The 23080-nt window shown below is 75.1% G+C and carries 18 protein-coding genes; 12 read left to right on the top strand and 6 right to left on the bottom strand.

The features are described from left to right. Nucleotides 1–72: 72 nt before the first annotated feature. Nucleotides 73–3129 carry an AAA family ATPase gene (locus tag ACZ5WK_RS04265; RefSeq protein WP_465544750.1) on the bottom strand — a complete coding sequence of 1019 codons (3057 nt, stop codon included), beginning with the start codon at nt 3127–3129 and terminating at the stop codon, nt 73–75. Continuing rightward, entirely contained in the window at nt 3126–4295 is a 1170-nt protein-coding gene (locus tag ACZ5WK_RS04270) for an exonuclease SbcCD subunit D (RefSeq protein ID WP_465544752.1), read from the bottom strand. Before ACZ5WK_RS04270 ends, ACZ5WK_RS04265 begins: the two co-directional genes overlap by 4 nt. A gap of 505 nt (nt 4296–4800) precedes the next feature. Between ACZ5WK_RS04270 and ACZ5WK_RS04275 the strand changes: the two genes are divergently transcribed. The 3 genes from ACZ5WK_RS04275 (at nt 4801) to ACZ5WK_RS04285 (ending at nt 7805) form a co-directional block, all read left to right on the top strand. Further along, a complete protein-coding gene (locus ACZ5WK_RS04275) occupies nt 4801–5694 on the top strand; it encodes a hypothetical protein (RefSeq protein WP_465544754.1) in 894 nt (297 codons plus the stop codon). Between the two features lie 206 nt (nt 5695–5900). Then, the gene (locus ACZ5WK_RS04280; protein WP_465544756.1) at nt 5901–6656 is read left to right on the top strand and encodes a hypothetical protein; all 756 of its coding nucleotides are present in this window, start codon (nt 5901–5903) and stop codon (nt 6654–6656) included. A 348-nt stretch (nt 6657–7004) separates the two neighbouring features. Beyond that, a complete protein-coding gene (locus ACZ5WK_RS04285; RefSeq protein ID WP_465544758.1) occupies nt 7005–7805 on the top strand; it encodes an SGNH/GDSL hydrolase family protein in 801 nt (266 codons plus the stop codon). 155 nt (nt 7806–7960) lie between these two features. Here the strand turns inward: ACZ5WK_RS04285 and ACZ5WK_RS04290 are convergent, their stop codons facing one another. Continuing rightward, the gene (locus tag ACZ5WK_RS04290) at nt 7961–8839 is read right to left on the bottom strand and encodes a nitroreductase/quinone reductase family protein (RefSeq protein ID WP_465544760.1); all 879 of its coding nucleotides are present in this window, start codon (nt 8837–8839) and stop codon (nt 7961–7963) included. 412 nt (nt 8840–9251) lie between these two features. On the opposite strand from ACZ5WK_RS04290, the gene ACZ5WK_RS04295 reads away from it, so the two are divergent. Then, nucleotides 9252–9611, top strand: a complete 360-nt coding sequence (locus ACZ5WK_RS04295) for a hypothetical protein (RefSeq protein WP_465544762.1) — start codon at nt 9252–9254, stop codon at nt 9609–9611. A gap of 74 nt (nt 9612–9685) precedes the next feature. Here the strand turns inward: ACZ5WK_RS04295 and ACZ5WK_RS04300 are convergent, their stop codons facing one another. Further along, the gene (locus tag ACZ5WK_RS04300) at nt 9686–10876 is read right to left on the bottom strand and encodes a polysaccharide deacetylase family protein (RefSeq protein WP_465544764.1); all 1191 of its coding nucleotides are present in this window, start codon (nt 10874–10876) and stop codon (nt 9686–9688) included. Nucleotides 10877–11107: 231 nt separating this feature from the next. Then, nucleotides 11108–12940 carry an AMP-dependent synthetase/ligase gene (locus ACZ5WK_RS04305; protein WP_465544766.1) on the bottom strand — a complete coding sequence of 611 codons (1833 nt, stop codon included), beginning with the start codon at nt 12938–12940 and terminating at the stop codon, nt 11108–11110. A 485-nt stretch (nt 12941–13425) separates the two neighbouring features. Here ACZ5WK_RS04305 and ACZ5WK_RS04310 point away from each other — a divergent pair, with 485 nt between their 5' ends. From ACZ5WK_RS04310 to ACZ5WK_RS04335, 6 genes are all read left to right on the top strand, one after another. Next, nucleotides 13426–16389, top strand: coding sequence for a sensor histidine kinase (locus ACZ5WK_RS04310; RefSeq protein ID WP_465544770.1), 2964 nt, complete (start codon nt 13426–13428; stop codon nt 16387–16389). After that, the gene (locus ACZ5WK_RS04315; RefSeq protein WP_396319915.1) at nt 16386–16805 is read left to right on the top strand and encodes a roadblock/LC7 domain-containing protein; all 420 of its coding nucleotides are present in this window, start codon (nt 16386–16388) and stop codon (nt 16803–16805) included. Before ACZ5WK_RS04310 ends, ACZ5WK_RS04315 begins: the two co-directional genes overlap by 4 nt. Next, nucleotides 16802–17281, top strand: coding sequence for a DUF742 domain-containing protein (locus ACZ5WK_RS04320; RefSeq protein WP_465544772.1), 480 nt, complete (start codon nt 16802–16804; stop codon nt 17279–17281). The genes ACZ5WK_RS04315 and ACZ5WK_RS04320 overlap by 4 nt, the downstream gene beginning before the upstream one ends. 103 nt (nt 17282–17384) lie before the next feature. After that, nucleotides 17385–17933, top strand: coding sequence for a GTP-binding protein (locus ACZ5WK_RS04325; protein ID WP_465544774.1), 549 nt, complete (start codon nt 17385–17387; stop codon nt 17931–17933). Between the two features lie 807 nt (nt 17934–18740). Then, the gene (locus tag ACZ5WK_RS04330) at nt 18741–18869 is read left to right on the top strand and encodes a hypothetical protein (RefSeq protein ID WP_465544776.1); all 129 of its coding nucleotides are present in this window, start codon (nt 18741–18743) and stop codon (nt 18867–18869) included. Between the two features lie 84 nt (nt 18870–18953). Beyond that, on the top strand, nt 18954–19772 hold the full coding sequence (locus ACZ5WK_RS04335; protein ID WP_465544778.1) for a winged helix-turn-helix domain-containing protein: 819 nt from the start codon (nt 18954–18956) through the stop codon (nt 19770–19772). 148 nt (nt 19773–19920) lie between these two features. Here ACZ5WK_RS04335 and ACZ5WK_RS04340 read toward each other — a convergent pair whose 3' ends face one another. Then, nucleotides 19921–20703: an IclR family transcriptional regulator gene (locus ACZ5WK_RS04340; RefSeq protein WP_465544780.1), complete on the bottom strand. Its 783-nt coding sequence runs from the start codon at nt 20701–20703 to the stop codon at nt 19921–19923. Between the two features lie 455 nt (nt 20704–21158). Between ACZ5WK_RS04340 and ACZ5WK_RS04345 the strand changes: the two genes are divergently transcribed. Together ACZ5WK_RS04345 and ACZ5WK_RS04350 are read left to right on the top strand one after the other, a co-directional pair. Further along, the gene (locus ACZ5WK_RS04345; RefSeq protein WP_465544782.1) at nt 21159–22286 is read left to right on the top strand and encodes an ABC transporter substrate-binding protein; all 1128 of its coding nucleotides are present in this window, start codon (nt 21159–21161) and stop codon (nt 22284–22286) included. After that, nucleotides 22283–23077 carry an NrtA/SsuA/CpmA family ABC transporter substrate-binding protein gene (locus ACZ5WK_RS04350; RefSeq protein ID WP_465544784.1) on the top strand — a complete coding sequence of 265 codons (795 nt, stop codon included), beginning with the start codon at nt 22283–22285 and terminating at the stop codon, nt 23075–23077. The genes ACZ5WK_RS04345 and ACZ5WK_RS04350 overlap by 4 nt, the downstream gene beginning before the upstream one ends. The last annotated feature ends 3 nt before the right edge of the window (nt 23078–23080 follow it).

The raw sequence follows: 23080 nt of genomic DNA on the forward strand, positions 1-23080 counted from the left end.
CCCCTACCCTTTCCTACCTGTTCGTCGTTCCCCGGATCCCGGATCCCGGATTCCACTCTCCTCAACTCCTCGTCAGGCGTCCTCCCGGCCGGCCAGGGCGAGGGTGGAGCCGTTCCGGCCCTTGCGGACGAGCAGCTGCGCCGGGATCCGGGACCTCAGGTCGGCGACGTGGCTGACGATGCCGACCGCGCGGTCCCGCTCCCGGAGGCCGTCGAGGACGTCCATCACCTCCTCCAAGGCCTGTTCGTCCAACGTGCCGAAGCCCTCGTCGATGAAGAGCGTGTCCAGCGGCATGCCGCCCGCTTCGTCAGTGACCACGTCGGCCAGGCCGAGGGCGAGGGCCAGCGAGGCGAAGAAGCTCTCGCCGCCGGAGAGCGTCGCGGTGTCCCGCTCGGTGCCCGTCCAGGCGTCCACCACGCGCAGGGCCAGGCCCGAGCGCTTGGTGCCGGTGCCCCGGTCGTCGCTGTGGACGAGGGTGTACCGGCCGCCCGACATCCGCACCAGCCGGTCGCTGGCCGCCGCCGCCACCTGCTCCAGCCGTGCCGCCAGCACGTACGACTCCAGGCGCATCCGCAGCCGGTTCTCCGCCGAGGTGCCGGCGGTGAGCGCGGCGAGCCGGTTGATCCGGCCGAACCGGTCCAGGGCCGGGGCCAGCGAGGCGGCCAGCTCCGACAGCTCCCGGCCGATCGCCGCGAGCGCCTCGCCACGCTCGCGGGCCGCCTCCTGCGCCGCGTGCGCCCGGCGCAGCCGGTCGACGGCCGCGTGGAGCCGGGACTGCGCGCCCGGAACGTCCGCCGGGGGGCGGGCCGCGGCCGCGGCCAGCTCCGGCTCGGTGAGCTGCTGCTGCGCCGAGGCCAGCTCCGCGTGGTACCGCTTGAGCCGGCCGTCGAGCTGCTCTCGCTGCTCCCGCGGCAGCAGGACGGCAGCGGCCTCCTCCGGGCCCGGGAACCCGGCCGCCTCGGCGGCCCGGGCCAGCTCCCCGGAGGCCTCCTCCAGCCGCCCGGCCGCCGCCCGGGTAGCCCGCGCCGCCTCGGCGACCGCCGCCACGGCCCCGGCGAGGCGGGCCAGCGCCGCGGCCCGGTCGGCCACCGAGGGCGCGTCGCCCCGGGCGGCCGCGACCCGGTGGTCGAGCCCCTCCCGCTCGGTGCCGAGCGCCTCGATCCGCGCGGTGAGCGCGGCCGTGCGCTCACCGGCGTCGCGCAGCTCGGCGAGCCGGCGGTTCCGGTCGTCCGTCAGCCGCTCGATCTGGCCGGTGACGGGGCCCAGCCCCTCCGCCGACCGCAGCGCCTCCCGGCGCTCCCGCTCCAGCGTGGCGAGCGCCTCGGCGAGGGCCCCGACGCTCTCGGGCCCGGCTGCGCCGGCGGCGGCCGCCTCGCGCACCCGGAGGCCCGCGAGCTCGCGTTCGGCGGCGTCGGCCGCCTGCTCGGCCGCCGCCTGAGCGGCCCGGGCTCGCTCCTCGTCCGCCGCGCCGACCTGCCCGCCGGCCGGCCTGGCCGGCTCCGGGTGCTCCGGCGAACCGCAGACCCGGCAGGCCTCGCCCGACCGGAGCTGCTCCGCCAGCTCGGCGGCCATGCCGGTGAGCCGGCGCTCCCGGATGTCCTGGCTGTGCTCGCGGGCGTCCAGCGCCTCGGCGCGCCGGGCGAGCGCGCGCGGCTCGGCCGCTCCGATCTCCGCCCGGAGGCCGTCCCGGCGGCGGGCGGCGGCCAGTCGCTCCGTCATCTCGCCGTGCCGGGCGTCCAGTTGCTCGACGCGCGTGCCGGCCTCCCGGGCGGCGGTCTGCTCCTCCTGCAGCGTGGCGAGCCGGCCGTCGAAGTCGGCCAGCCAGTCGGCCGCCTCCTCGGCGAGTTCCTCGGCCCGGCGCCGGTCCGCGTCCAGCGAGGCCTGCTCACGGCCGAGCGCCGCGCACCGCCGCTCGTCGGCCTGGGCCGCCTCCAGCCGGACGACCTCGGCCCGCAGCCGCTGTTCGGCCGCGGCCAGCTCCTCGGCCCCGGCCCGGGCCGGCTCTGCGCCCTCGCCGCCGGGTGCGCCGGCCAGCGCCTCGCGGCGGAGGCGCTCCTCCCGGGCGGCCGCCCGGTGGGCCTCGGCGGCGGTTCGGCGCAGGTGCAGAACCGACTCGACCCCGACGGCCGCCTGGGCGTCGGCCAGCCGGCGACGGTCGTGCTCGACCGCCGGACCGCTCGCGGTGAGGCGCGCCGCCTCCTGCGCCGCCGCCTGGTGGCGCCGCTGCCGGCCGGCCAGCTCCTCGGCGGCGGCCCGGGCGAGCTGGGCCGCGCGGTGGCCGGCCTCGGCTCCGGCCAGCGCGGCGTCCGCGACGGCGAGCTGTTCGGCGGCGCCGCTGCGCAGGATCGCGGCCCAGCCGAGCACGCCCGCGGTGAGGTCGGCGGCCTGGGCCGGCCCGTCCTCGCCGGGCACCCAGCCGGTGGCCGGCTCGGCCTGCGGGCCGGCCGCCTGCTCGGCCTTGCTGGCCAAGTCCCGCAGCCGGCGGCGCCCGGCCTGGACGGCGGCCTCCTGGGCCCGCCGCTGCTCGGCCAGCCAGGACTCCACGTGCTGGAACCGCTCGGTGTCGAACAGCCGCCGCAGCAGCTTGCTGCGCTCCTCAGAGTCGGCCTTGAGGAAGCGCGCGAAGTCGCCCTGCGGCAGCAGCACCACCTGGCAGAACTGGTCCCGGCTCATCCCGACCAGGCGGTGGATCTCCTCCCCGGCCTCCTGGTGCGACTTGCTGACGGCCCGCCAGCCGGGCGTGCCGTCGCCGCTGCCGGAGCCGTCCGCGGACCACTCGCGCAGCAGCGTCTGAGCCCGCTCGACGGTCGTCCCCGTGCCGACCTTCTTCGGCCGCAGCTGCTCCGGGAGGCGGGTGATCTGGAGCCTGCGCCCGCCGAGCGTCAGCTCCAGCCGGACCTCGGTCAGCCGCCGGGGGTCGGCGTGGTCGCTGCGCAGCCGGTTGACCCGGCGGGTGCCGGGCACCTCGCCGTAGAGGGCGTAGCAGACGGCGTCCAGCACGCTGCTCTTTCCCGCGCCGGTTGCCCCGCGCAGCAGGAAGAGGCCTCCGGCGGCGAGCGCGTCGAAGTCCACCGTCTCGGTGCCGGCGAACGGCCCGAAGGCGGTGACGGTGAGTTGGTGCAGCCTCATCGGGGCAGCTCCGCCTTCCGGTCGCCGGTCTCCCGGACGGTCTCGAAGCCCTCGCGCAGCCAGCCCAGCTCGTGCGGGTCAGGCTCGGCGCCGGGGCGGACGTGCCGCAGGAAGCCCTCGGCGATCTCCAGGTCGGCCCGCCCGCTCACCCGCGCCGCGTACGACGGGGAGGGGACGGTCCCGCTCTCCTCGGGGTCGAACAGCAGCTGGAGGGTGTGCGGGAAGCGCCGGCGCAGCTGCTCCATCGGCTCGCCGGGGCGGCCCGGATCGGTGAGCGTCGCCTGCACCCAGGACTGCTCGTACCCGGCGTACCTCTCGTCGGTGAGCAGCTCGTCCAGCCGGCCGCGCAGGCAGGCCAGCGGGCGCGGCTGCGGGCAGTCGGCCCGCTCGGCGGTGACCGAACCGTCCGCGGCGAGGTCGACCAGCCACATCGTCTTGCGCTGCCCGGCCTCGGAGAACGAGTAGGCGAGCGGGGAGCCGCTGTAGCGCAGGTGGGGAGCGAGGGTCTGGCAGCCGTGCAGGTGGCCGAGCGCGGCGTAGTGCACGCCGTCGAAGACGGATGCGGGCACGGAGGCGACGCCGCCGACCGCGATGTCCCGCTCGCTGTCGCTGGAGGCGCCGCCGGTGACGAAGGCGTGCGCCAGCACCACCGCGCGGGTGCCGTCCGGGCGGGCCGCGAGGTCGGCCCGGACGGTGTCCATCGCCGCGCCGAGCACCGCCGCGTGGCCGCCGCGCGCCAGCCCGAACTGCTCGCGGACCAGGGTCGGCTCCAGGTAGGGCAGCCCGTAGACGGCCACCGGCCCGTGCTCGTCGGCCAGCAGGACGGGCACGGCGCACTCGCCGGGGTCCGTCCGCAGGTGGATGCCGGCCCGGCCGATCAGGCCGGCGCCCACGCCCAGCCGACGAGCCGAGTCGTGGTTGCCGCTGATGAACACCGTGGGCACACCCAGCTCGGCCAGCCGGTGCAGCACGTCGTCGAACAGGGCGACCGCCTCGAGGCCCGGCAGCGCCCGGTCGTACACGTCGCCGGCGACCAGCACGGCGTCGACGCGCTCGGCCCGGACCACCGCCACGAGGTGGTCCAGGAAGGCGCGCTGGGCGTCGTGCAGGCTCTCCCGGTGGAAGGGGCGCCCGAGATGCCAGTCGGAGGTATGCAGCAGTCGCATGGTCCCCGACCCTAACGTCCGGCACTGACAACGCGGCGTGAACAGGGGACTCGGGGGTCCCGCCCGGAGCGGCCGGTGGTCGCTCTCGGTGGATTGTCGGTGACGGTGTGTATGGTCGCGATCGCCGGCGCCGCTCGGGAGCGACCGGCAGGACCTCGTGGGAGGAACCATGTCCGTGCAGTCCCAGTTCTTCGACCTCGCCGAGCCCCTGGTGCGGCGGGTGCGCGCCGTTGCGGGGGCGGCTGCGGGTGGCCGCCCGGTGCCGCCCGGGAGGGGCTCTGAGAGGCTGCCCGGGAGGGTGTCCGCGCGGCGGCCGGGCCCGGGCGGGCCGGGCGGCGGCGGTCCTTCGGGCGGTCTGCCGGGTGGTCCGCCGGGCGGTCCGCCGTCCGACGGGAGGGGTGGCGGCCGGCCTCCGCGCGGCGGTGCGGGCGGCGGGGGCCGGGGCACTCCCGGCGGCAGAGCGCGGCAGCGGGGCCGGGCGCGCGGCGCGCCGCCGCCGCTGCCGGTGGCGGTCGCCCTGGCCGTCCGCCAGGCCGACTTCTCCGGCCTGGCCCGCCGCGGACTGTTCGGAGGCCTCGCCTTCCGGGAGTACCTGCGCCGGACGGAGTCCCAGCTCAGAGCCCTGTGCGGGCAGGGGGTCGAGGTACACCTGCGGGTGCTCGACCCGGCCGACTACGAGGACTACTGCGAGGCCCTCGGCTTCGATCCCGCGGGCGCGGCCGCGCGCGTCGCCTACGCCGCCGACCCGGAGCTGGCCGGCGAGCCCTTCGTCTACGCGGGGGAGCGGCTGACCGAGCTGCTCCCGGCGCTGGCCGACGACCACCGGGCCAGGGTGCGGATCACCGTCGGCTGCACCGCGCTGCTGGACGCGCTCGGGGAGGGCCCGGCCGGGCGGCCGGGGTTGGTGGCGGTGATGACGTACGTCACCTCCGTCTACCTGGCGCTGGCCGAGGGCGCCGGCGAGGGGCGCCACCTGCTGACCCTGCGCTGCCACGGCCCGGAGGACGGCGAGCAGCTCACCGCCGCCGCGGACGTCCGGGTCCGGGGCGGCCGCCTGCTCGACGCCGGCCGGGACACCGAGGCGTTCTGCGTCACGCTGGCGGCGGGCGTGGCCGCCGGTGGCGCGGGCGCGCTGCTGCTGCACGGCGATCCGGCCGCCCCCGGCGGCCAGGCGGTGCGCGGCTGGGCCCTGGAGGGCGGCCGGTTGGCGCCGATGAGTGCCCAGGAGGTGTTCGACTCGCTCGCCGACGACGTGGGCCGGGGCATGCCCTTCCCGCCGGGCGCCGTCCCGCTGCCGGGCTTCGCGCTGCCGGGCGCGGTGCCGCCCGACGGGCCGCGGGGCGCCGGGCCGCCGGGTGCCGGCGGGGCGCGTGAGGAGGGTGGTGAGGCCGTGGGCTGACCAGGTACTTCAGGTCTCCGTGTCCACCAAGCGGCGCTGGGGACTGTTCATCGACCGCCTGTTCGGGGAAGATTTCGGGGAAGATCAACAGCAGGGGCCGGCGGTACCCCACGCCGCCGCTCCGGCCGCTCCGCCCCGAACCGCGCACCGCAGGTCCTCCCCGCGCACCGCCGGTCCGGCGAGCCCGACACCGAAAGGGGGGACGCATGAGCCGGATCGAGTACAGCGCGGAGATCGCCGAGCTGCTCGGCAAGGTGCGACGGCGTCCCACCGCAGGCTGGCCCTGGCGGCCGGCCGAGCGGGTGCCCGACGGGCTGCCGGTCAAGCAGTCGTGGGGCTGGCTGTTCGCACCGGACGGCCGGGTGCTGACCCTGGTCAACCCCAGGGACGGCATCGTCTCGCTCCCCGGCGGCTCGCTGGAGCCCGAGGACGCCGGTGATCCGGGTTCCGCCCTGGCCCGCGAGGCGGCCGAGGAGGCCCAGGCGCTGATCGGCACGCCGCACTACCTCGGCTACCTCTACGACCGGGTGGGCTCGGCCAACGGCGGGCACGAGTGCGCACGGGTCCGGATGGCAGCGGCGCTGCGGGCCGTCGGCCCCAGCGCGCCGGATCCGGCCTCCGGGCGGCACTACCGGCGGTTGCTGGTCGCGCCCGGCCTCGCGGTCGAGCTGCTCGGCTGGGGTGCGCCCGGCCTGAGGCAGGCCCGGGCGGCGGTGTCGGCCGGCGTCCGGTGGCTCGGCGTGCCCGCGGCCGCCAACGAGACGATCGAGGAGCTGCCGGACGAGGGCTGCGAGGTCTTCCCGGGCGCGGTCTTCCCCGGCGTGGTCCACCTGGGCGGGGCCGCCGCCCATCCCGGCGGAGCCCAGCCCGGTGCCGCCCGGCCCAGTTCGGTTCACCCCGGCACGGCCCACCCCGGCGCGTCCTACCGGGGCGCCGGTGCGACCCGCCCCGGCGGGGAGTGAACTTCTGACCGGACGCCGCGCGCCGCCCCCGGCGGGGCAGTGCGCCTGATCGACGGTCAGGACTTCGAGCGGCGCGCAGTCCACGCAGCCACGCCGGCACGCCGGTGGACCTCGCCGTCGGACTGCCGGACGGCCCTCCGGCCAAGTGCGGTCCTCCGAATGAGTGACTTGCCGTGGGGCGTCCCAGGGTGCTCCGCGGGTGCCTGACCGGCGCACTTTCCGCTGCCCGCAGGGCAGTTCACCTCGCAGTCGTCAGACTGACCGTCAATTGCCTTGGCATGACCACTTCCCGGGATACCTACTGCCTGGTATCAAATTCTGTGACTCACGTCACTCCCTGGAGGTGTCATGCTGCGCCCCACCCGCTCCATGTCCGTCGCCGCCTTCGCGGCGCTCCTCACCCTGTCCACCCTCTTCACCGCCTCGTCCGCCCACGCAGCCGGCGTCAACTACGCCGCCCTGGGCGACTCCTACGCTTCCGGTGTCGGCGCCGGCAGCTACACGAGCGAGAGCGGAAGCTGCAAGCGGAGCACCAACGCCTACCCCTACCTCTGGAAGAACGCGCACGCGCCGTCGTCCTTCTCCTTCGTCGCCTGTTCCGGCGCCAGAACCGGTGACGTACTCAACAACCAGCTCTCGGTGCTGAACTCCGGCACCACGCTGGTCAGCATCAGCATCGGCGGCAACGACGCGGGCTTCGCCAGCACCATGCAGACCTGCGTGCTGGACTCCGACAGCGCCTGCCTCAATGCCGTCGCCACCGCGAAGAACTACGCCACCAACACCCTGCCCGGCCTGCTCGACCAGGTCTACGCGGCGATCCACGCCAAGGCCCCCAACGCCCACGTGGTCGTGCTGGGCTACCCCCACCTCTACAAGATCGGCGGAAGCTGCATCTTCGGCATCGGCGACACCAAGCGCTCCGCCATCAACAGCGCGGCGGACGTCCTGGACGGCGTCATCGCCAAGCGTGCCGCCAACGCGGGCTTCGCCTTCGGTGACGTCCGGAGCATCTTCACCGAGCACGAGATCTGCGGTTCCAGCACCACCTGGCTGAACAGCACCACTCTGCCCATCGACGAGAGCTACCACCCGAAGGCCTCCGGCCACTCGGGCGGCTACCTGCCGGTGTTCTCCGCGCAGGTGTAACCGGACCGGAGCCGGGCGCCCGCCGGTTCCGGCTCCGCCCGCCGGTTGCGGCTGCGCACCGCCGGTCCCCCCACCCCGGCAACGGGGCGGGGGGCCGGCGGGCGCGGCGTCTCAGCGCCTCGGCAACGGGGCGGGGGGCCGGCGGGCGCGGCGTCTCAGCGCCTCGGCGGGAACGGGATACCGGCGAGCACCGGCAGCAGCTCCTGCTCCTCGTAGTCCAGGTGCGCCTCCAGCTCGGCCGACATCCGCGCCAGCTCCGCCCGGAACCGCTCCGGTTCGGCCACCCCGATCCCGGCGAGCAGCCCCACCAGCTCGTCCTTGATCCGGCCGACCGACCGGTGTTCCTCGCCCAGCCGCGCGAGCGTCCCCCGCAGCTGCGGGTGGCTCCGCGCCAGCGCGGGGAAGATCGCCACGTCCTCGCCGGTGTGATGGTGGGTCAGTCCCTCGCAGAGCGCGAGGCAGTGCTGCCGGATCTGCAGCCCGAGGCCCGGCGGCCGGCCGTCGCCCGCGGGCCCGGCCGCGAAGTGCGCCTCGGTCTCCGCCCGGACGTGCCGCAGCTGGGCGCGCAGCCAGGTGTGCACCTCCAGCAGCTTGTCCGCGAGGGTGGCCACCTCACGCGGTTCGGTCGCGGACTGCTCCAGCACCACGACCGGCAGCAGCCGTGCGGTGTGCGCCTGGTAGTCGCCGTACCCGGGCGCCACCCGCACCACCGCCTCGAACAGCCGGTCCCGCCGGGCGCCCTCGGCCGGCACCGCGACCGCGTCGAACACCTCCGTCCCGAGCTCCACCCGCACCGTCGGCCGGGCGAGCAGGTTGCGGTACCACTGCGGGTGCTCCGGAGCTCCGGCCGCCGAGGCGACGACCAGCAACAGCCCGTCCGCCCGGACGTAGCCGAGCGGCACGGTGTGCTCCTGTCCGGACCGGGCGCCGACGGTGGTCAGCAGGAGCAGGTCCCCGCCCTCGAAGGGGCCGCCGACCTTGCCGGCGTTGGCGCGGAATTCCTCGATGATCGCTTGATTGAAAGACATGGGCATACGCCTGTGGATTCTCCGAACGTGAACATGGGGAGCGAAAGGCCACAGGCGGCGCTGTAGAGCTGCACGGATCGGCACGGACGTGCGGAGCGGTGCAGCAATGCGTGAGCAGGCGGGAGGCCGGAGCCCGGAGGCTCAGCAGCCGAGGACGAAAGCCGTCACGCGGACGCCGCCGCAGCCGCTGAGGTCAGACAAGGGAAGCGGAGTAGGTACTCATCGCGCATCGTCCCTCTGTGAAAGGTGCTCGCTCGGCTGTCGGCCGGCCCAGTTCTCTTTGGCCGACGCCGCGCTGCACGCCTCACATTAGAGCCACCAGCCCCGCCACCTGTCAACGAGCAAGATCGCCGGGGCGTCGGCCGGTACCGCGAAGAACCGGGTGCCCGGCCCGCGGTGGCTGGCGGATGATCCCGTCATGGAACGTCATGTCGATGCGGACGCGGCGGCCGAGGAGTTGGCTGCACGGCTCGACCGGTGGCGGGCGGCCGGCCTGGTGGTCCGCCCGGTCACCCTGCGGGACGGGCTCGCCCGGTGGCCGCAGCCCCTGGAGACGGACCGGGCCCGGGTGGCCGATCCGGATTCCGTCGGGATCCACGTCTCCGGCCCGGCGGAGACCGAGCTGCTGGTGGTCCTCTTCCGGGGCGGCTGGGCCGACGTCGACCATCTGTCCGGCGGTGAGGGCGGCGCGATCCCGGCTCAGGGCATCACCTCGGCCCGCGTCTTCGGCGGGCTGCTCGACGGTTGGGTGCGGCAGGTCCTCGGGGTCCGGCCGTAGTCGCCGTCAGGCCGGGGGTGCCGCGGGGCCGCTCTGCCGGTCCCCCCGGGATCGGCAGAGCGGCCCCGCAGCGGTCAGTGCAGGTAGGAGGCCAGCCCGGCGGGCTTGAGGCCGGCCGCGTCGGCGGCGGCGAGGGCGCGCTGGAGGTCGGTGGCGAGGGTGTCGGTCCAGTGCATCAGGACGACGTCGCCGGGCCACAGGGTGCCCTCGTGCCAGATGTTGGAGGCGCCCCAGCTGAAGTCGGCGTCCGCCGTCAGGACGGTGCGGATGCCGCAGTTGGCGGCGGCCTGCAGGGTGTCGGCGTTCCACGCGAAGTACGGCGGGCGGAAGACGGTCGGGGCGATGCCGAAGGCGCGGGTCAGGGAGTCCCGGGCGTCGCAGATCTCGACCTGCTGCTCGGCGGGCGAGAGCGTGGTCAGGTCGGTGTGGGAGACGCTGTGGTCCTGGATCGACGAGCCGGGGGCGGCGGTGACGCGCCGGAAGAAGTCGGGGTCGGTGGCGGCCGGCATCGGCAGCGGGAAGGCGGTGATCGGCAGCTTGTGGTCGGCGATGAACCTCTCCGCCTCGGGGGTGCGCTGCCAGCCGTCGTCCACGGTGAAGAAGACCACCTTGTCGCTGGTCGGCACCGAGCCCGAGCCGGTCGCGGGGGTGGGGGCCGGGCCGTGAACCCGGACGTCGTCGACGGCGAACGGGCCCTGCTGGTACCAGCCGTGGACGTAGAGCCGGACGGTGCGCGCGTCGGGGCCGGTGGTGAACCGGGTGGTCAGCTGCTGCCAGCCGCCGTCGGTGGTCTCGGTCCAGGCGGGGGCGACGTCGCGGCCGGTACCGGTGGCGCCCAGGTAGACGAATGTGCCGCGGACCCACGCCGAGGCGGTGTACGTGGTGTCGGGCTGGAGGGAGACGGTCTGGGCGCACTCGCCGTTGGAGTCGTCGCCCGCCGGGGTGACGGCCAGGGCGGAGCCGCCCGAGTGCGGGGCGGTGGTGGTGACGGCCGCCTCGGCGCGGCCGCCGGTGCAGCGCCAGCCGGGGACGCTGCCCCAGTCGGCCAGCGAGGAGGCGGGGATCTCGAACCCGGGGTTGGTCGCCAGGTTGACCGTCGGGGCGACGGGCGCGACGGGCGCGGCAGGTGCGGCAGACGCCGGGGCGGCGAGGCCGCAGACGGCGAGCGAGGCGCAGGCGGCCAGCGCGGACAGGCGTGAGGACCGGCGCGAGATCGCGGACAGGCGTGAGGAGCGGCGCGAGATCGCGGACAGGCGTGAGGACATGGACACGTGAGGACTCCTGCGTGGGGCCGTGGGGGACCACGCCCGTGGGGAGGGCGCGGGGTGGAGCGCTCCCCGAGGGATGGGAGCCGTCGGCGTGCCGCACGCGGACCGTGGCAGAACAATGGACTGGACCATTCGGATCGTCAAGGGAACGACGGGTGGACCGCGCGCTCCCGCGCGCCAAAGCAGCAGAAGCCATCCTCCCTGCGGCAAAAGGGACGAGACGCACCGTCAGGGGGCGTACAGCTCCTCGATATCCTGCCCGTAGTACTCCGTGATCGCGGAGCGCCGCAGCTTCAGGGACGGCGTCAGCAGCCCCTGCTCCACGCCGAACTCCCGTGGCAGCAGCCGGAACGCACGGATCGACTCGGCGCGCGAGACGGCGGTGTTGGCGGCGCCCACCGCCCGCTGGATCTCGGCGTGCAGCTCCTCGTCGGTGAGCACCGCCCACTGGTCCAGCTGCTCGCGGCCGTGCGACTTCAGCCAGTGCGCCAGCGCCGCCGGGTCCAGTGTGATCAGCGCGGCCACGTACGGGCGGTCGTCGCCGACCACCAGGCACTGGGAGACCAGCGGATGCGCCTGGACCCGCTCCTCCAGGGCGCCCGGGGCGAGGTTCTTGCCGCTGCTGGTGACGATCAGGTCCTTCTTGCGCCCGGTGATGGTGAGGTAGCCGTCGTCGTCCAGGCTGCCCAGGTCCCCGGTGCCGAACCAGCCGTCGTACAGCGCCTCGGCCGTGCACCGCGGGTGGTTGAGGTAGCCGTCGAAGACGCCGGAGCCGCGGACCCAGACCTCGCCGTCGTCGGCGATCGCGACGGTGGCGCCGGGCACCGGCCGGCCGACCGTGCCGAGCTTCTGCCGCCCGGCCGGATTGGCGGTGATCGCGGCGGAGGTCTCGGTGAGGCCGTACCCCTCGTACAGGTCGAGGCCGATGCCGGTGAAGAAGAGGCCGAGCTCCCGGCCGAGCGAGGAGCCGCCGCACATCACACCGCGCACCCGGCCGCCGAGCACCGCCCGCAGCCGCTGGTAGACGGTCCGCTCGTACGCCAGGTGGCGCAGCCGCAGCTTGGGGCCCGGGCCGGGGCCGCGGCCGAGCGTGCGCTGCTCGCGGGCGGCGGCCCACTCGACGGCCACCTGCCGGGCCTGCTCGAAGAGTTCGCCGCGCCCGGACTCCTCGGCGGTCCGCCGGGCCCGCTGGAAGATCTTCTCGAAGATGTACGGGACGACGTGCAGGAAGGTCGGCCGGTAGGAGGCCATCGCGGGCAGCAGGGCCTCGGTGGTGACGTCGGGGACGTGCCCGATCCGGAAGCCGCCGCGGACCGCCGCGACCTGCACCATCCGGCCGTAGACGTGCGCCAGCGGGAGGAAGAGCAGGGTCGACGGCTGGCTGCCGCAGCCGGTGTCCCGGAGGACGTCGCCCCAGCCGTCGAGCAGGGCGTCGGCCGCGGCGGCCAGGTTGGCGTGGGTGAGCGGGCAGCCCTTGGGCCGGCCGGTGGTGCCCGAGGTGTAGACGACGGTGGCGATGTTCGCCGCCGCGACGCCGAGTCGCTGGCGGTGGACGAGCGAGTCCGGCACGCCGTGCCCGTCCTCGGTGATCGCGGCGACGCAGCCGCGGTCCAGCTGCCAGATCCCGGTGAGGTCCGGCAGCGCGTCGCAGACCGCGCCGACCGTCATGGCGTGGTCCTCGTCCTCGACCACGCAGGCCACCGCCTGGGTCTCGGCCAGGATCCAGCGCACCTGCTCGGGCGCCGCCGTCGGGTAGACCGGGACGGGGATCGCGCCGATCGACCAGAGTGCGTAGTCGAACAGCGTCCACTCGTAGCGGGTGCGGGACATCAGCGCGACCCGGTCGCCGTAGCGGACGCCGCGGGTGAGCAGGCCCTTGGCGAGCGCCAGCACCTCGTCCCGGAAGACCGTCGCGGTGACCTCGTGCCATTCCCGGCCGGAACCGTCCAGGCGGGCCAGCTGGACCAGACCGGGCGTGCGTTCGGCGGCGTCGTAGAGCGAGTCGGCCAGTCCGCCACTGGCCGGGGGTCCGGCCGGTGCGGGGGTGGTGAACTCGCGCACATTGCCCCCGATCCCGTTGCGGCCCCTGCCTGCCGGGCCCGTTCGGGCGTCCGGATCGGCGGCGCGCTGACCGGTCGGGCAGGTGGGAGCGAAACTATCGGATTGCTCTGTCACTGCCCAGGGTTGTGACCGTGACGCGACGAGATCGGCACCGGCTCGTAGGGAAAGTGCCGTAGCGGGCCGCGGCTGGGGCGGCGTGGGACGGGCGGGGGAGTGGGTGAATCCGGGACGTCAGGGATGATCCGGACGGGATCGGGGCGAGGGCGTGGGGAGGACAGGTTCGCCCCTCGAACGAGTGGTCAGGGCGTAGTAGGCTCTCGCAGACCTGCGGCCGGGAGCTCCCGGCCAGGCCTGATGTGCCCACCGACCGCCCGCCAGACCCGCCCTGCCGTACCGTCGTTCCGCCTGTTCCGCCCGTACTGTCGTCCCGCCTGTCCCTCGAACCGCTCCCCGTCCGCGCCTGGCACTTCCCGACCGAGGACTCCATGCGTCTGCGCAGCAGCTCGATCCGCGCGAAGATCATCGCGCTGCTCCTGGTGCCCATCGTCGCCCTGACCGCCCTGTGGGCCTACGCGACACTCGCCACCACCGGAGACGTCTGGAGCCGACTGGAGGTCAGCAGTACGTACAAGGAGTTCGGGACACCGGTCGACCAGTACGCGGCCGACCTGCAGAACGAGCGCCGCGCCGCCGTCCAGCGGCTGGCCGACCCGGCCTCGCGGGCCGCCCGGGACGCCTTCGAGCACGCCCAGGCCGCCACCGACCAGGGCCTGGCCGTGCTGCGGCAGAAGAAGGACAGCGGCGGCAGCCGGCTCGACACCGCGCAGCGCGGGCGCTTCGTGCAGATCCTCGCCGCCGCGGACCAGCTCGCCCCGCTGCGTGGCCAGGTCAACCGCGCGGCACTCAACTGGGAGTTCGCGCTCGGCCAGTACAGCGACCTCGTCAAGCCCACCTTCAGCTTCCGGTCCGCCTTCGTCGCCCGGCAGAGCGGCCAACTTCCGCGCCAGGGAACGATCCTGATCGAGCTGGCGCGCGCCCGCGAGTACCTCGCGCAGGAGGACGCGGCGATGGAGGGGCTGCGCACCGCCACCGGGCGGCCCACGGCCGAGCAGTACCAGGTTGCGCTGGACGCCCTGCACAACCAGCAGGCGCTGTTCACCGTCTACATCGCCGAGCTCGAACCGGCCGACCAGACCGACTACATCGCCCTGCGCGGCGGCGAGGCCTGGGCGGCGCTGGCCCGCGCCGAGGCGGACTTCGTCGGCGCGGGCGGGCCGGACCGGGTGGTCCAGGCGATCAACGGCGACTCCTGGCGGGAGACCGCGGACCGGGCCCTGGGCGACCTCGCCGCGATCAACAGCCGCCTCGCCGTGGCGATCGGCGACCGCGAACGCTCCTACGCCGTCGGCATGCTCTGGCGCGGCGGCATCGCCGGTGCGATCGGCCTGATCGCCGTGGTGCTGTCGGTGATGATCTCCTACCGCATCGGCCGCGGCATGGCCCGCGAGCTGATCGGCCTGCGCAACGCGGCCAACGAGCTGGCCGGCACCCGCCTGCCCTCGGTGATGCTGCGGCTGCGCAGGGGTGAGGCGGTGGACGTCGCGGCGGAGGCACCCGAGCTGGAGTTCGGCCCGGCCGAGGTCGGTCAGGTCGGGCGGGCGATCAACGCCGTGCAGCGGGCCGCCGTCGAGGCCGCCGTCGAACAGGCCGACCTGCGGCGCGGCGTCTCCGCGGTCTTCGTCAACCTGGCCCGGCGCAGCCAGGTGCTGCTGCACCGCCAGCTGACCCTGCTCGACACCATGGAGCGCCGCACCGAGGACCCGGCGGAGCTGGAGGACCTCTTCAAGGTCGACCACCTCACCACGCGTATGCGCCGCCACGCCGAGGGCCTGATCATCCTGGCCGGCGGCTCGCCGGGCCGGGCCTGGCGCAAGCCGGTGCGGATGGTGGACGTGGTCCGCGCCGCCGTCGGCGAGGTGGAGGACTACGCCCGGGTGACCGTCCGGCCGTTCCCCGGCACCGGACTGCTCGGCAGTGCGGTCGCCGACGTCACCCACCTGGTGGCCGAACTGGTCGAGAACGCCGCCGTGTTCTCCCCGCCCAACACCCAGGTGACCGTCCAGGGCGAGGTGGTGGCGCACGGCTTCGCGCTGGAGGTCGACGACCGCGGCCTCGGGCTGAGCGAGCAGGCGCTCGCCGAGATCAACGAACGCCTCGCCGTGGAGCAGGAGTTCGACCTCGCCGACACCGACCGGCTCGGCCTCTTCGTGGTCAGCCGGCTGGCCCGCCGGCACGGCATCCGGGTCCACCTGCGGCCCTCGCCGTACGGGGGGACGACGGCGGTGGTGCTGATCCCGCGCGAGCTGCTGGCGGAGGCGCCGGACGGACTGCCGGAGCCGCCCTCGGGAGGGGGCGTCGCCGCTTCGGGTGCTTCGGGCGTCACCGGCGCTGCCGGTACGGCGCAGCGCGCGGTGCCCGCCCGGCGGGGCCAGCGCGACCTGGTCGCGGTGCCGGCGCTGAGCGACGAGGGCGACGACGGCCGTGCCGGCGGCGCGGCGGGCGGCGGCCCGGTCGCCGCGGCCGGCCAGGGCGGGCGGCACCGGGTGAGCGGCGGGCCGCGCCCGTCGGCGCCCGAACCGGCCCGCACCCCGGGCGGGCTGCCGAGGCGCTCCCGGACCAAGAGCGGTCCGGTGCTGGTGCCGACGCCCGGCGACGAGGACTCCCCGGGCACCGGCCGCCACCGCCGCGATGAGGCGGCCGCGACTGCCCCGGCGGCCGTGCCTGCGCCCGCCGCTGGACCCGTCTCGGCGCCCGCCGCCGTACCTGCGCCTGCCGCTGTTCCTGCCCCGGCCGCCGCAGCTGCCCCCGCCGCTGTACCCGCGCCCGCCGCCTCCGGCCCTGCCGGCGCCGCTCCGGCGGGCGGCGCGCCCGCGGGCCCCGGCCCGTTGCCGCGCCGGGTGCGCCAGGCGAGCCTCGCGCCGCAGCTGCGCGAGCGCGCCGCCCAGGACGCCTCTCCGGGTTCCGGGCAGGGCTCCGGTGGTGCCGAGAGCATCCGGGAGCGCTCGCCCGAGGAGGCGCGGGCGACCTTCGCCTCGTTCCAGCGCGGCTTCACCCGTGGACGCGGCGCCGGAGTCACCACCGGTACCAGGACCGGGACCGGCACCGGGACCGCGCCGGCGAACCCGCCCGGCCGGCCCGTCGCCGTACCCGCCTGGCTGCCCCCGGACCCGGCCCGACGGGCGATCAGCCCGGCGCCCGCCCCGGCCGCGCTGCCCGCCCCGCCCGCGACCGGCTCGGCGCCGCTGGCCAACCGCATGCCGTCCGCACTCCCGGCGCCGCGCGCGGCCCGGACACCGTCGTCAACACCCTCACCAACCGCAGTACCCGCACCACCTGCAGTGTCTGCACCACCCGCACCACCCGCTCCAGCGGAAGGAACAGATTCATGACCACTTCGACGCAGTCATCCGGGGACCTCAACTGGCTCCTGGACGACCTGGTGGGTCGCGTCGCGGCCCTGCGGCACGCGGTGATCCTGTCCAGCGACGGGCTGGCCACCGGCGCCTCCCGCGACCTCGACCGCGAGGACGCCGAGCACCTCGCCGCCGTGGCGGCCGGCTTCCACAGCCTGGCCAAGGGCGCCGGCGGCCACTTCAAGGTCGGCGGCGTCCGCCAGACCATGGTGGAGCTCGACGAGGCGTTCCTCTTCATCACCGCGGCCGGCGACGGCAGCTGCCTGGCGGTGCTGAGCGAGGCCGAGGCCGACATCGGCCAGATCGCCTACGAGATGGCCCTGCTGGTCAAGCGGGTCGGCGAGCACCTGGCCGCCGAGCCACGCACCGAAGTCGCCCCGCCGGGGAGATGAGCGGCCCGATGGCGGAGGAGGAGCCGACGCGCGAACAGGACGACCCGGGCGGGGACGAGCCCGACGTCGACCTGTTCCGGGCGCGCACCCCGGTCGACGACCGCTGGTTCGACGACGACGCCGGGCCGGTGGTGCGGCTCTACTCGATGACCCGGGGTCGCACCCGGCCGGTCGAGGACGGTCTGTTCGACCTGATCTCGCTGGTCACCGCCGCCGAGCCCGGGCCGTCCGCGGACGCCGTGCCCGCGCACGTGCTCGACCCGGAGCACCAGACCATCCTGGCCTGGTGCCGCCGGGAGCCGCTGTCCGTCGCCGAACTCGGCTCCTACACCGACCTTCCGGTCAGTGTGGTCCGCGTCCTGCTCGGTGACCTCTACGACGCCGAGCTGATCAGCGTCACCCGACCCGTTCCGCTCGCCGAGCTGCCGGACGAGCGCCTGCTGCGAGACGTGATCAATGGACTCCGTGCGCTCTGACCACCAGCCCCGCGAGGAACACGAGGGACACCGGGGACACCGGCAAGCCGGGGGACGGGGAAACGCCGGCGACCCGCTGTGGCGGGGCGGTCCGGGTGTCGCCGTGAAGATCCTGGTCGCCGGCGGCTTCGGCGCGGGCAAGACGACGCTGGTCGGCTCGGTGAGCGAGATCCGTCCGCTGCGCACCGAGGAGGAGCTGAGTGAGCTCGGCCGCCCGGTGGACGACACCTCGGGCGTGGAGGCCAAGCGCACCACCACCGTGGCGATGGACTTCGGCCGGATCGACCTGCGGCCCGGGCTCGCGCTCTACCTGTTCGGCACGCCGGGCCAGGACCGGTTCTGGTTCGTCTGGGACGAGCTGGCGCGCGGTTCGCTGGGCGCCGTGGTGCTCGCCGACACCCGGCGGCTGGCGGACTGCTTCCCGTCGGTGGACTTCTTCGAGCAGCGCGGCATCCCCTTCGTGGTGGCGGTGAACTGCTTCGACGGCACCGAGGCGTTCACGGCGGAGGAGGTCCGGGACGCGCTCGATCTGGACCCGGGCATCCCGGTGGTGCTGTGCGATGCGCGCCGGCGCGAGGACGGGAAGGAACTCCTGGTCACGCTGGTCGAACACGCCGCGGAACGACGCCGCGGCGCTCCCGCACGGGTCTGACGGAGGGGCGGGCGACGGTTCGAAGGGCGGTCGGTCGGACGGTCCGGCCGGGGCTCGGGAGTCCGCCGTCTCATTCGGGCGTCCGCATCCCGGACGTTCTGCGGCCGGGAGGTTGCCTTGACCGGCACGGCGTGGAAGGCTCTGTCCTCGAAGGCCGCCCGGACCTGCTGTCGGGATGTCTCGGGGCGCCCGAAGGGGCACCGCGCAGGACGCCGCGGTGCAGGCACCGGGGCGCACCACAGCAACGATGTACCGGATGCCGCAGGGGATGTCCGAGAAGGGCGTCCGACAGGGGCGTGCGGCAAGGGATGTCCGGCCATGGCGTTCGGCCAGGACGTTCGGGAACCAGGGGGAGGGGCAGCACCGTGACCGTCGACCAGCGACGCGCAGCAGCCGCACCCGCCCTCACTCCGGTCACCCCAGCGCTGACGATCCGCCGGTACATCGACCACGCGTTGATCTGCAGCGCCTGTTGTCGGTGACGGACCAGCCCGTCCCTGCTGTTCCGACGGATCTCCCGGCCGGCCCCGCGCGCCCCGCCCCCTCCGGTGGCGGTCGCCGGGTCACCGCCCCGTCCACCTCCTGACGATCCGTCAACTCGTCGACCCGGCCGTATCGGACATCGCCCCGTCCGGCGTACGGCCGTGGCCAAGGCCCGCCTCGCGGAGAGCACCAGTGAACCTCGTCTTCCCCACCTCCACCCCCGTCGCCGTCGCCGGCATCAGAGCCGTTGCCGGTCCCGTCCGCGCGCCGGGGGCGATGCACCGCGTGCGGAGCAACGGTCCGTTCACATGGTTGAATGGGCGCATGAGCAACGTCGTGGACAGCAGCCGAGGTCACTTCGACCTCGAGCCGTTCTGGCCGTCCCGGCAGCCGCACCTGTTCGACCAGACGTGTCCGGGTTCGCCCAGCGCGTCCCGGTACTCCGCCCGCTGACTTCTGATCAGCCCCCGGCAGTACGCCCGGTCGATGCGCAGACGACTCCACCCCGTCCGTCACACGCGCGAAATGAGCGGCACCATGTCTTCTTCCTCCACGGCCACCCTTCCCCTGCCCGCCGCGACCCCGCACCTGCGCGCGGTCCGCTCCGTTCCCTCCAGCGCCGACCGATGGCACGGCCAGCACCAGGCCGGTCCGCAGCACGCCATCAGCCCGCAGCACCCGTCCGTCCAGCAGCACCCGGCGGCCACCCCGTCGCACACCGCGGCAGTGGCCGCGGTCGCGCCGGGAGCCCCGGCCCCGCAGGCTCCGCAGGCCCTGCTCGCCGCACTGCCGGAGGGGGCCACCGTGGTCGCCGCTCTCCCTCAGGGCGCGCTGCCGCAGGCCCTGCTGGCCCAGTACGGCGCCCAGTTCGGTGCGCAGCTCGGCGGTGCGAACGGCCACCCGATGGTCGGGTACCTGGTCCTGGTGCCCGCCGAGACCGGGTCGGCTCCGGCCGGCTCGCCCTCCGTCGGCGCGACTTCGACGGTCTCCGCCGCTTCCGGCGGCGCCCGGGTGCCGTCGGCGGTCCCGTCCAACGGGTCTGCTGTCGTCCGCCCGGTCCGGCCCGCCGGCCGCGGCATCACCGTCGACGTGGAGCGCCGCAACGCTTACGTCGACGGGCGGTTGCTCGACCTCACCTACCTGGAGTTCGAGCTGCTGGCCCACCTGACCGAGCACCCGCAGCGCGTGCACACCCGCGACCACCTGGTCTCCGCCGTCTGGGGCTACGGCCACGTCGGCGACGGCCGCACGGTGGACGTGCACGTGGCGCGCCTGCGCCGCAAGCTCGGATCGGCCTACCGGGACAGCATCGTGACGGTCCGTCGGGTCGGCTACAAGTACACCCCGGTGGTGTGAACCCGGGCGCGGACACGCGCGCGAGCCGCCGCTGAACCCTGCCGGTGCGGGCCGGGCGTTCCCCCTGGACGTCCGGCCCGCACCGTCGTTCCGGCCCGGCCCGGTCCGGATTGCCGGCCCGGCCGGGAGTGCCGGCCGGCCCCGTCGTTCAGGCGCGCTGGTCCGGTGGCAGCAGCAGGACGGCCAGTGCGCCCGCGCAGGTCCGCGCGTGCCCGAGGAACCAGTCCAGCCGGTCGTCGGTGAGGTGCACCGGGGTCGAGCGGACGGCCAGCGCGAACCGGGCCTGCCCGCCGCTGTCCAGTACCGGCACCGCCACGGTCCGGACCCCGGTGGCCGACTCGCCGTCGTTGAGCGCGAAGCCCGCGGCGCGGACCTTCGCCAACTCCTCGGCCAGCAGCTCCGGTTCGGTGATCGTCCGGTCGGTGAACGGTTGCAGCGGGCCGATCGCCGCCGCCCCCGGGTCACCGGGGCGCGGCCAGGCCAGCAGGACCTTGCCCAGCGCCGTCGAGTGCAGCGGCCGGCGCAGGCCGAGCCCGGTGTCCGGGCGGACCGAGGCGCCGACCAGGATCACCGCGTGCGGACCGCTGCGGATCGCCAGGTCCGCGGTGGCGCCGGTGCGCCTGGCGAGCAGGTCGAGCTCGGGAGCGGCGAGGTGCAGCCCGCGCTGGTGAAAACTGAGTTGGCCGAGTTCGGCGACGGCCGGGCCGAGCCGGTACCGGGCGGTCTGCTCGTCCTGCTCCAGGAACGCGGCGCTCACCAGGGTGCGGGCCAGCCGGTGCGCGGTGGAGACCGACAGTCCCATCCGGCGGGCCAGGTCCGAGGCGCTCAGGTCGGGGCCGTTGTCGTGGAAGCAGTGCAGCAGCCCCAGGGCCCGCTGGACGGCCTGTGCGCCGGCCGGCGGGCTCTGGACGGCGGTGGCGGCCTCGGCCATGGCACCTCGCGTTCTGTCCGGCGCTCCGGCCGGTTCACCGAAGTCGGTCCCCAGAGTAGGGCAGCCGATGCTTCGGGATTATGTCGATGGCGTTGCAATGGAATGGCGTTCATGAACAAGCGATCCCATCATGTGGCAAAAGCTTGCTTCGTGCTCCCGCGCCGTGGAACGCTCGGCGCATCGCTCCGGACGGCCCCGCCCGGAGCACCCGCCGGGCCCGTGCGCGTCCGGCTCGCCGACGGCCCCCGACGATCCCCGTCGGCCGGCCGCATCGACGGTCCCGGTCCGCAGGAAGGAGGAGCGCCGTGACGACCCACCGGTGCCCCGCCCCCTGCGTCTGTTGTCGCTGACCTCTCCCGTGCCGCCGCGAAGCCACACCGCCCACCCGACGTCCCGCGTCCGAGCCGTGCCCCGCCGCGCCCGTGCACCCCCATCCGCAGAGGAACCCGCCCACCGTGCCCAGTCACGCCCGAACCGCCGTCCAGGCGTCAGCCGAAGCCCCGGACACCCTCTGGTTCACCCGCTGCCCCGTCCCCACCGCCACCGGCATCGCCGCCGACCAGGGGTGGCTCGCCCGGGAGTTCGCCGCCGACGGCATCGCCGTCCGCTCGCTCCAGGATGCCCCGCCCGAGGTCGCCGCCGACCACCACTACACCCACGCGCTGACCGGACTGTTCCGTGAGGGCGGCAACGTGCCCGCCCTCTGGGCCCGTTCGCGGGGCGAGCGGACCCGGCTGATCGGCCTCACCTGGATCGAGGAGCGCCAAGTCGTCCTGGTCCGCTCCGGCAGCGGGATCACCGCGCCCGGGCAGCTGCGCGGCCTGCGGCTCGCCGTTCCACGTCATGGGATCGGCATCGATTTCTGGCGGGCGATGGCACTGACCGGCCTGCACGGTGCACTGTCACTGGCCGGACTCACCCCGGACGACGCGGAGTTGGTGGACGTCCCGGCCCTGCCCGGTGGCGGGCAATGGGCGGGCGAGCTGGCCGCGCTGCGCGACGGCACCGTGGACGCCGTCTACGTCAAGGGGGCGCTGGCCGTCGAGGCGGCCCGCCGGATCGGCGCCGAGGTCGCCGTCGAGCTGGACGCCGCGCCGGACCGCCGCGCCCGGGTCAACAACGGCACGCCGCGCCCGGTCACCGTCCACCAGCGGCTGCTGGACGACCACCCGGAGCTGGTCGCCCGCTTCCTCGCCGTCCTGCTGGACGCCGCGGACTGGGCCGCCGGCCACCCCGCCGAGGTGGTCCGCATCCTGCAGGCCGAGACGGGCGCAGGTGCCGAGGGCGTCGCCGGGGCGTACGCGGCGGGTGGTCACCGCACCCTGCACCTCGACCTCTCCGAGGAGCGCCTGGGCCTGCTGGCCCAGCAGGAGCGGTTCCTGCACCGCCACGGCTTCCTCGCCGCCCCCGTCGACGTCCGCGCCTGGACCGACCCCGAGCCGCTGCGCGCCGCTCGCGAGCTGGTCGAACGCCGCCGCGTCGCCGGCCGTCCGCCCGGAGCGCCCGGCCCTCTGCCCCAAGCCGCCGGCCGCCCGTTCTCCGCGCCCCACCCCCTGCCGACCCCACCTGGAGCCAGCCAGTGAAGACCTCCCGCCTCGCCCTCGCCGGCACCGTGCTGCTCGCCACCACAGCCCTGGCCGCCTGCGGCTCGTCCGCCGACGGGTCCAGGGCCTCCGCCGACGGCGGGGGCAAGGCCGACGTCGTGCTGCGCCTGCCCGATCCGGGCAACAACGGCTTCCTCGCAGTGGGCAAGAAGGACGGCTCGCTGGACAGAGCCCTGGCCGCCGTCCACGCCAAGGTCGCCTGGACCGGCAGCGCCGGCCCGTTCGCCCCCGCCGCCCAGGCGCTCTCCGCCGACCAGCTCGACGTTGCCCAGGGCTCGATCACCTCGGCCGTCGCCGCGCTCGCCCAGAAGCCCGGCTTCAAGCTGTTCGCCCAGACCGCACCCGACGGGGTGGGCGAGGGCATCCTGGTGAAGAACGACTCGCCCATCAAGTCCGTCCGGGATCTGGCCGGCAGGAAGGTCGCCGTCTCGCAGGGCGGCACCAGCGAGTACCTGCTGCTGAAGGCACTGGAGAAGAACAGCGTCCCGGCCGACGCGGTGGAGCGCGTCTACCTGCGCGCCGACCAGACCTCGGGGGTCTTCAACTCGGGGCAGGTGGACGCCTGGGCGACGTGGAACACCTTCTCCACCCCGTCGATCGCCAACGCGGGTGCGCACTTCCTGGCCAACGGCAAGGAGGTCGGCTCCGACAACTACGCCGTCTGGGCGGTGCGCAACGGCTTCGCGGAGAAGCACCCGGAGGTGGTCAAGGCCTTCTACACCTACCTGCACGAGAACGGCCTCAAGGAGAAGGCCGACCCGGCCGCCTAGCTC

This window comes from Kitasatospora sp. NPDC032757 (assembly GCF_055579305.1).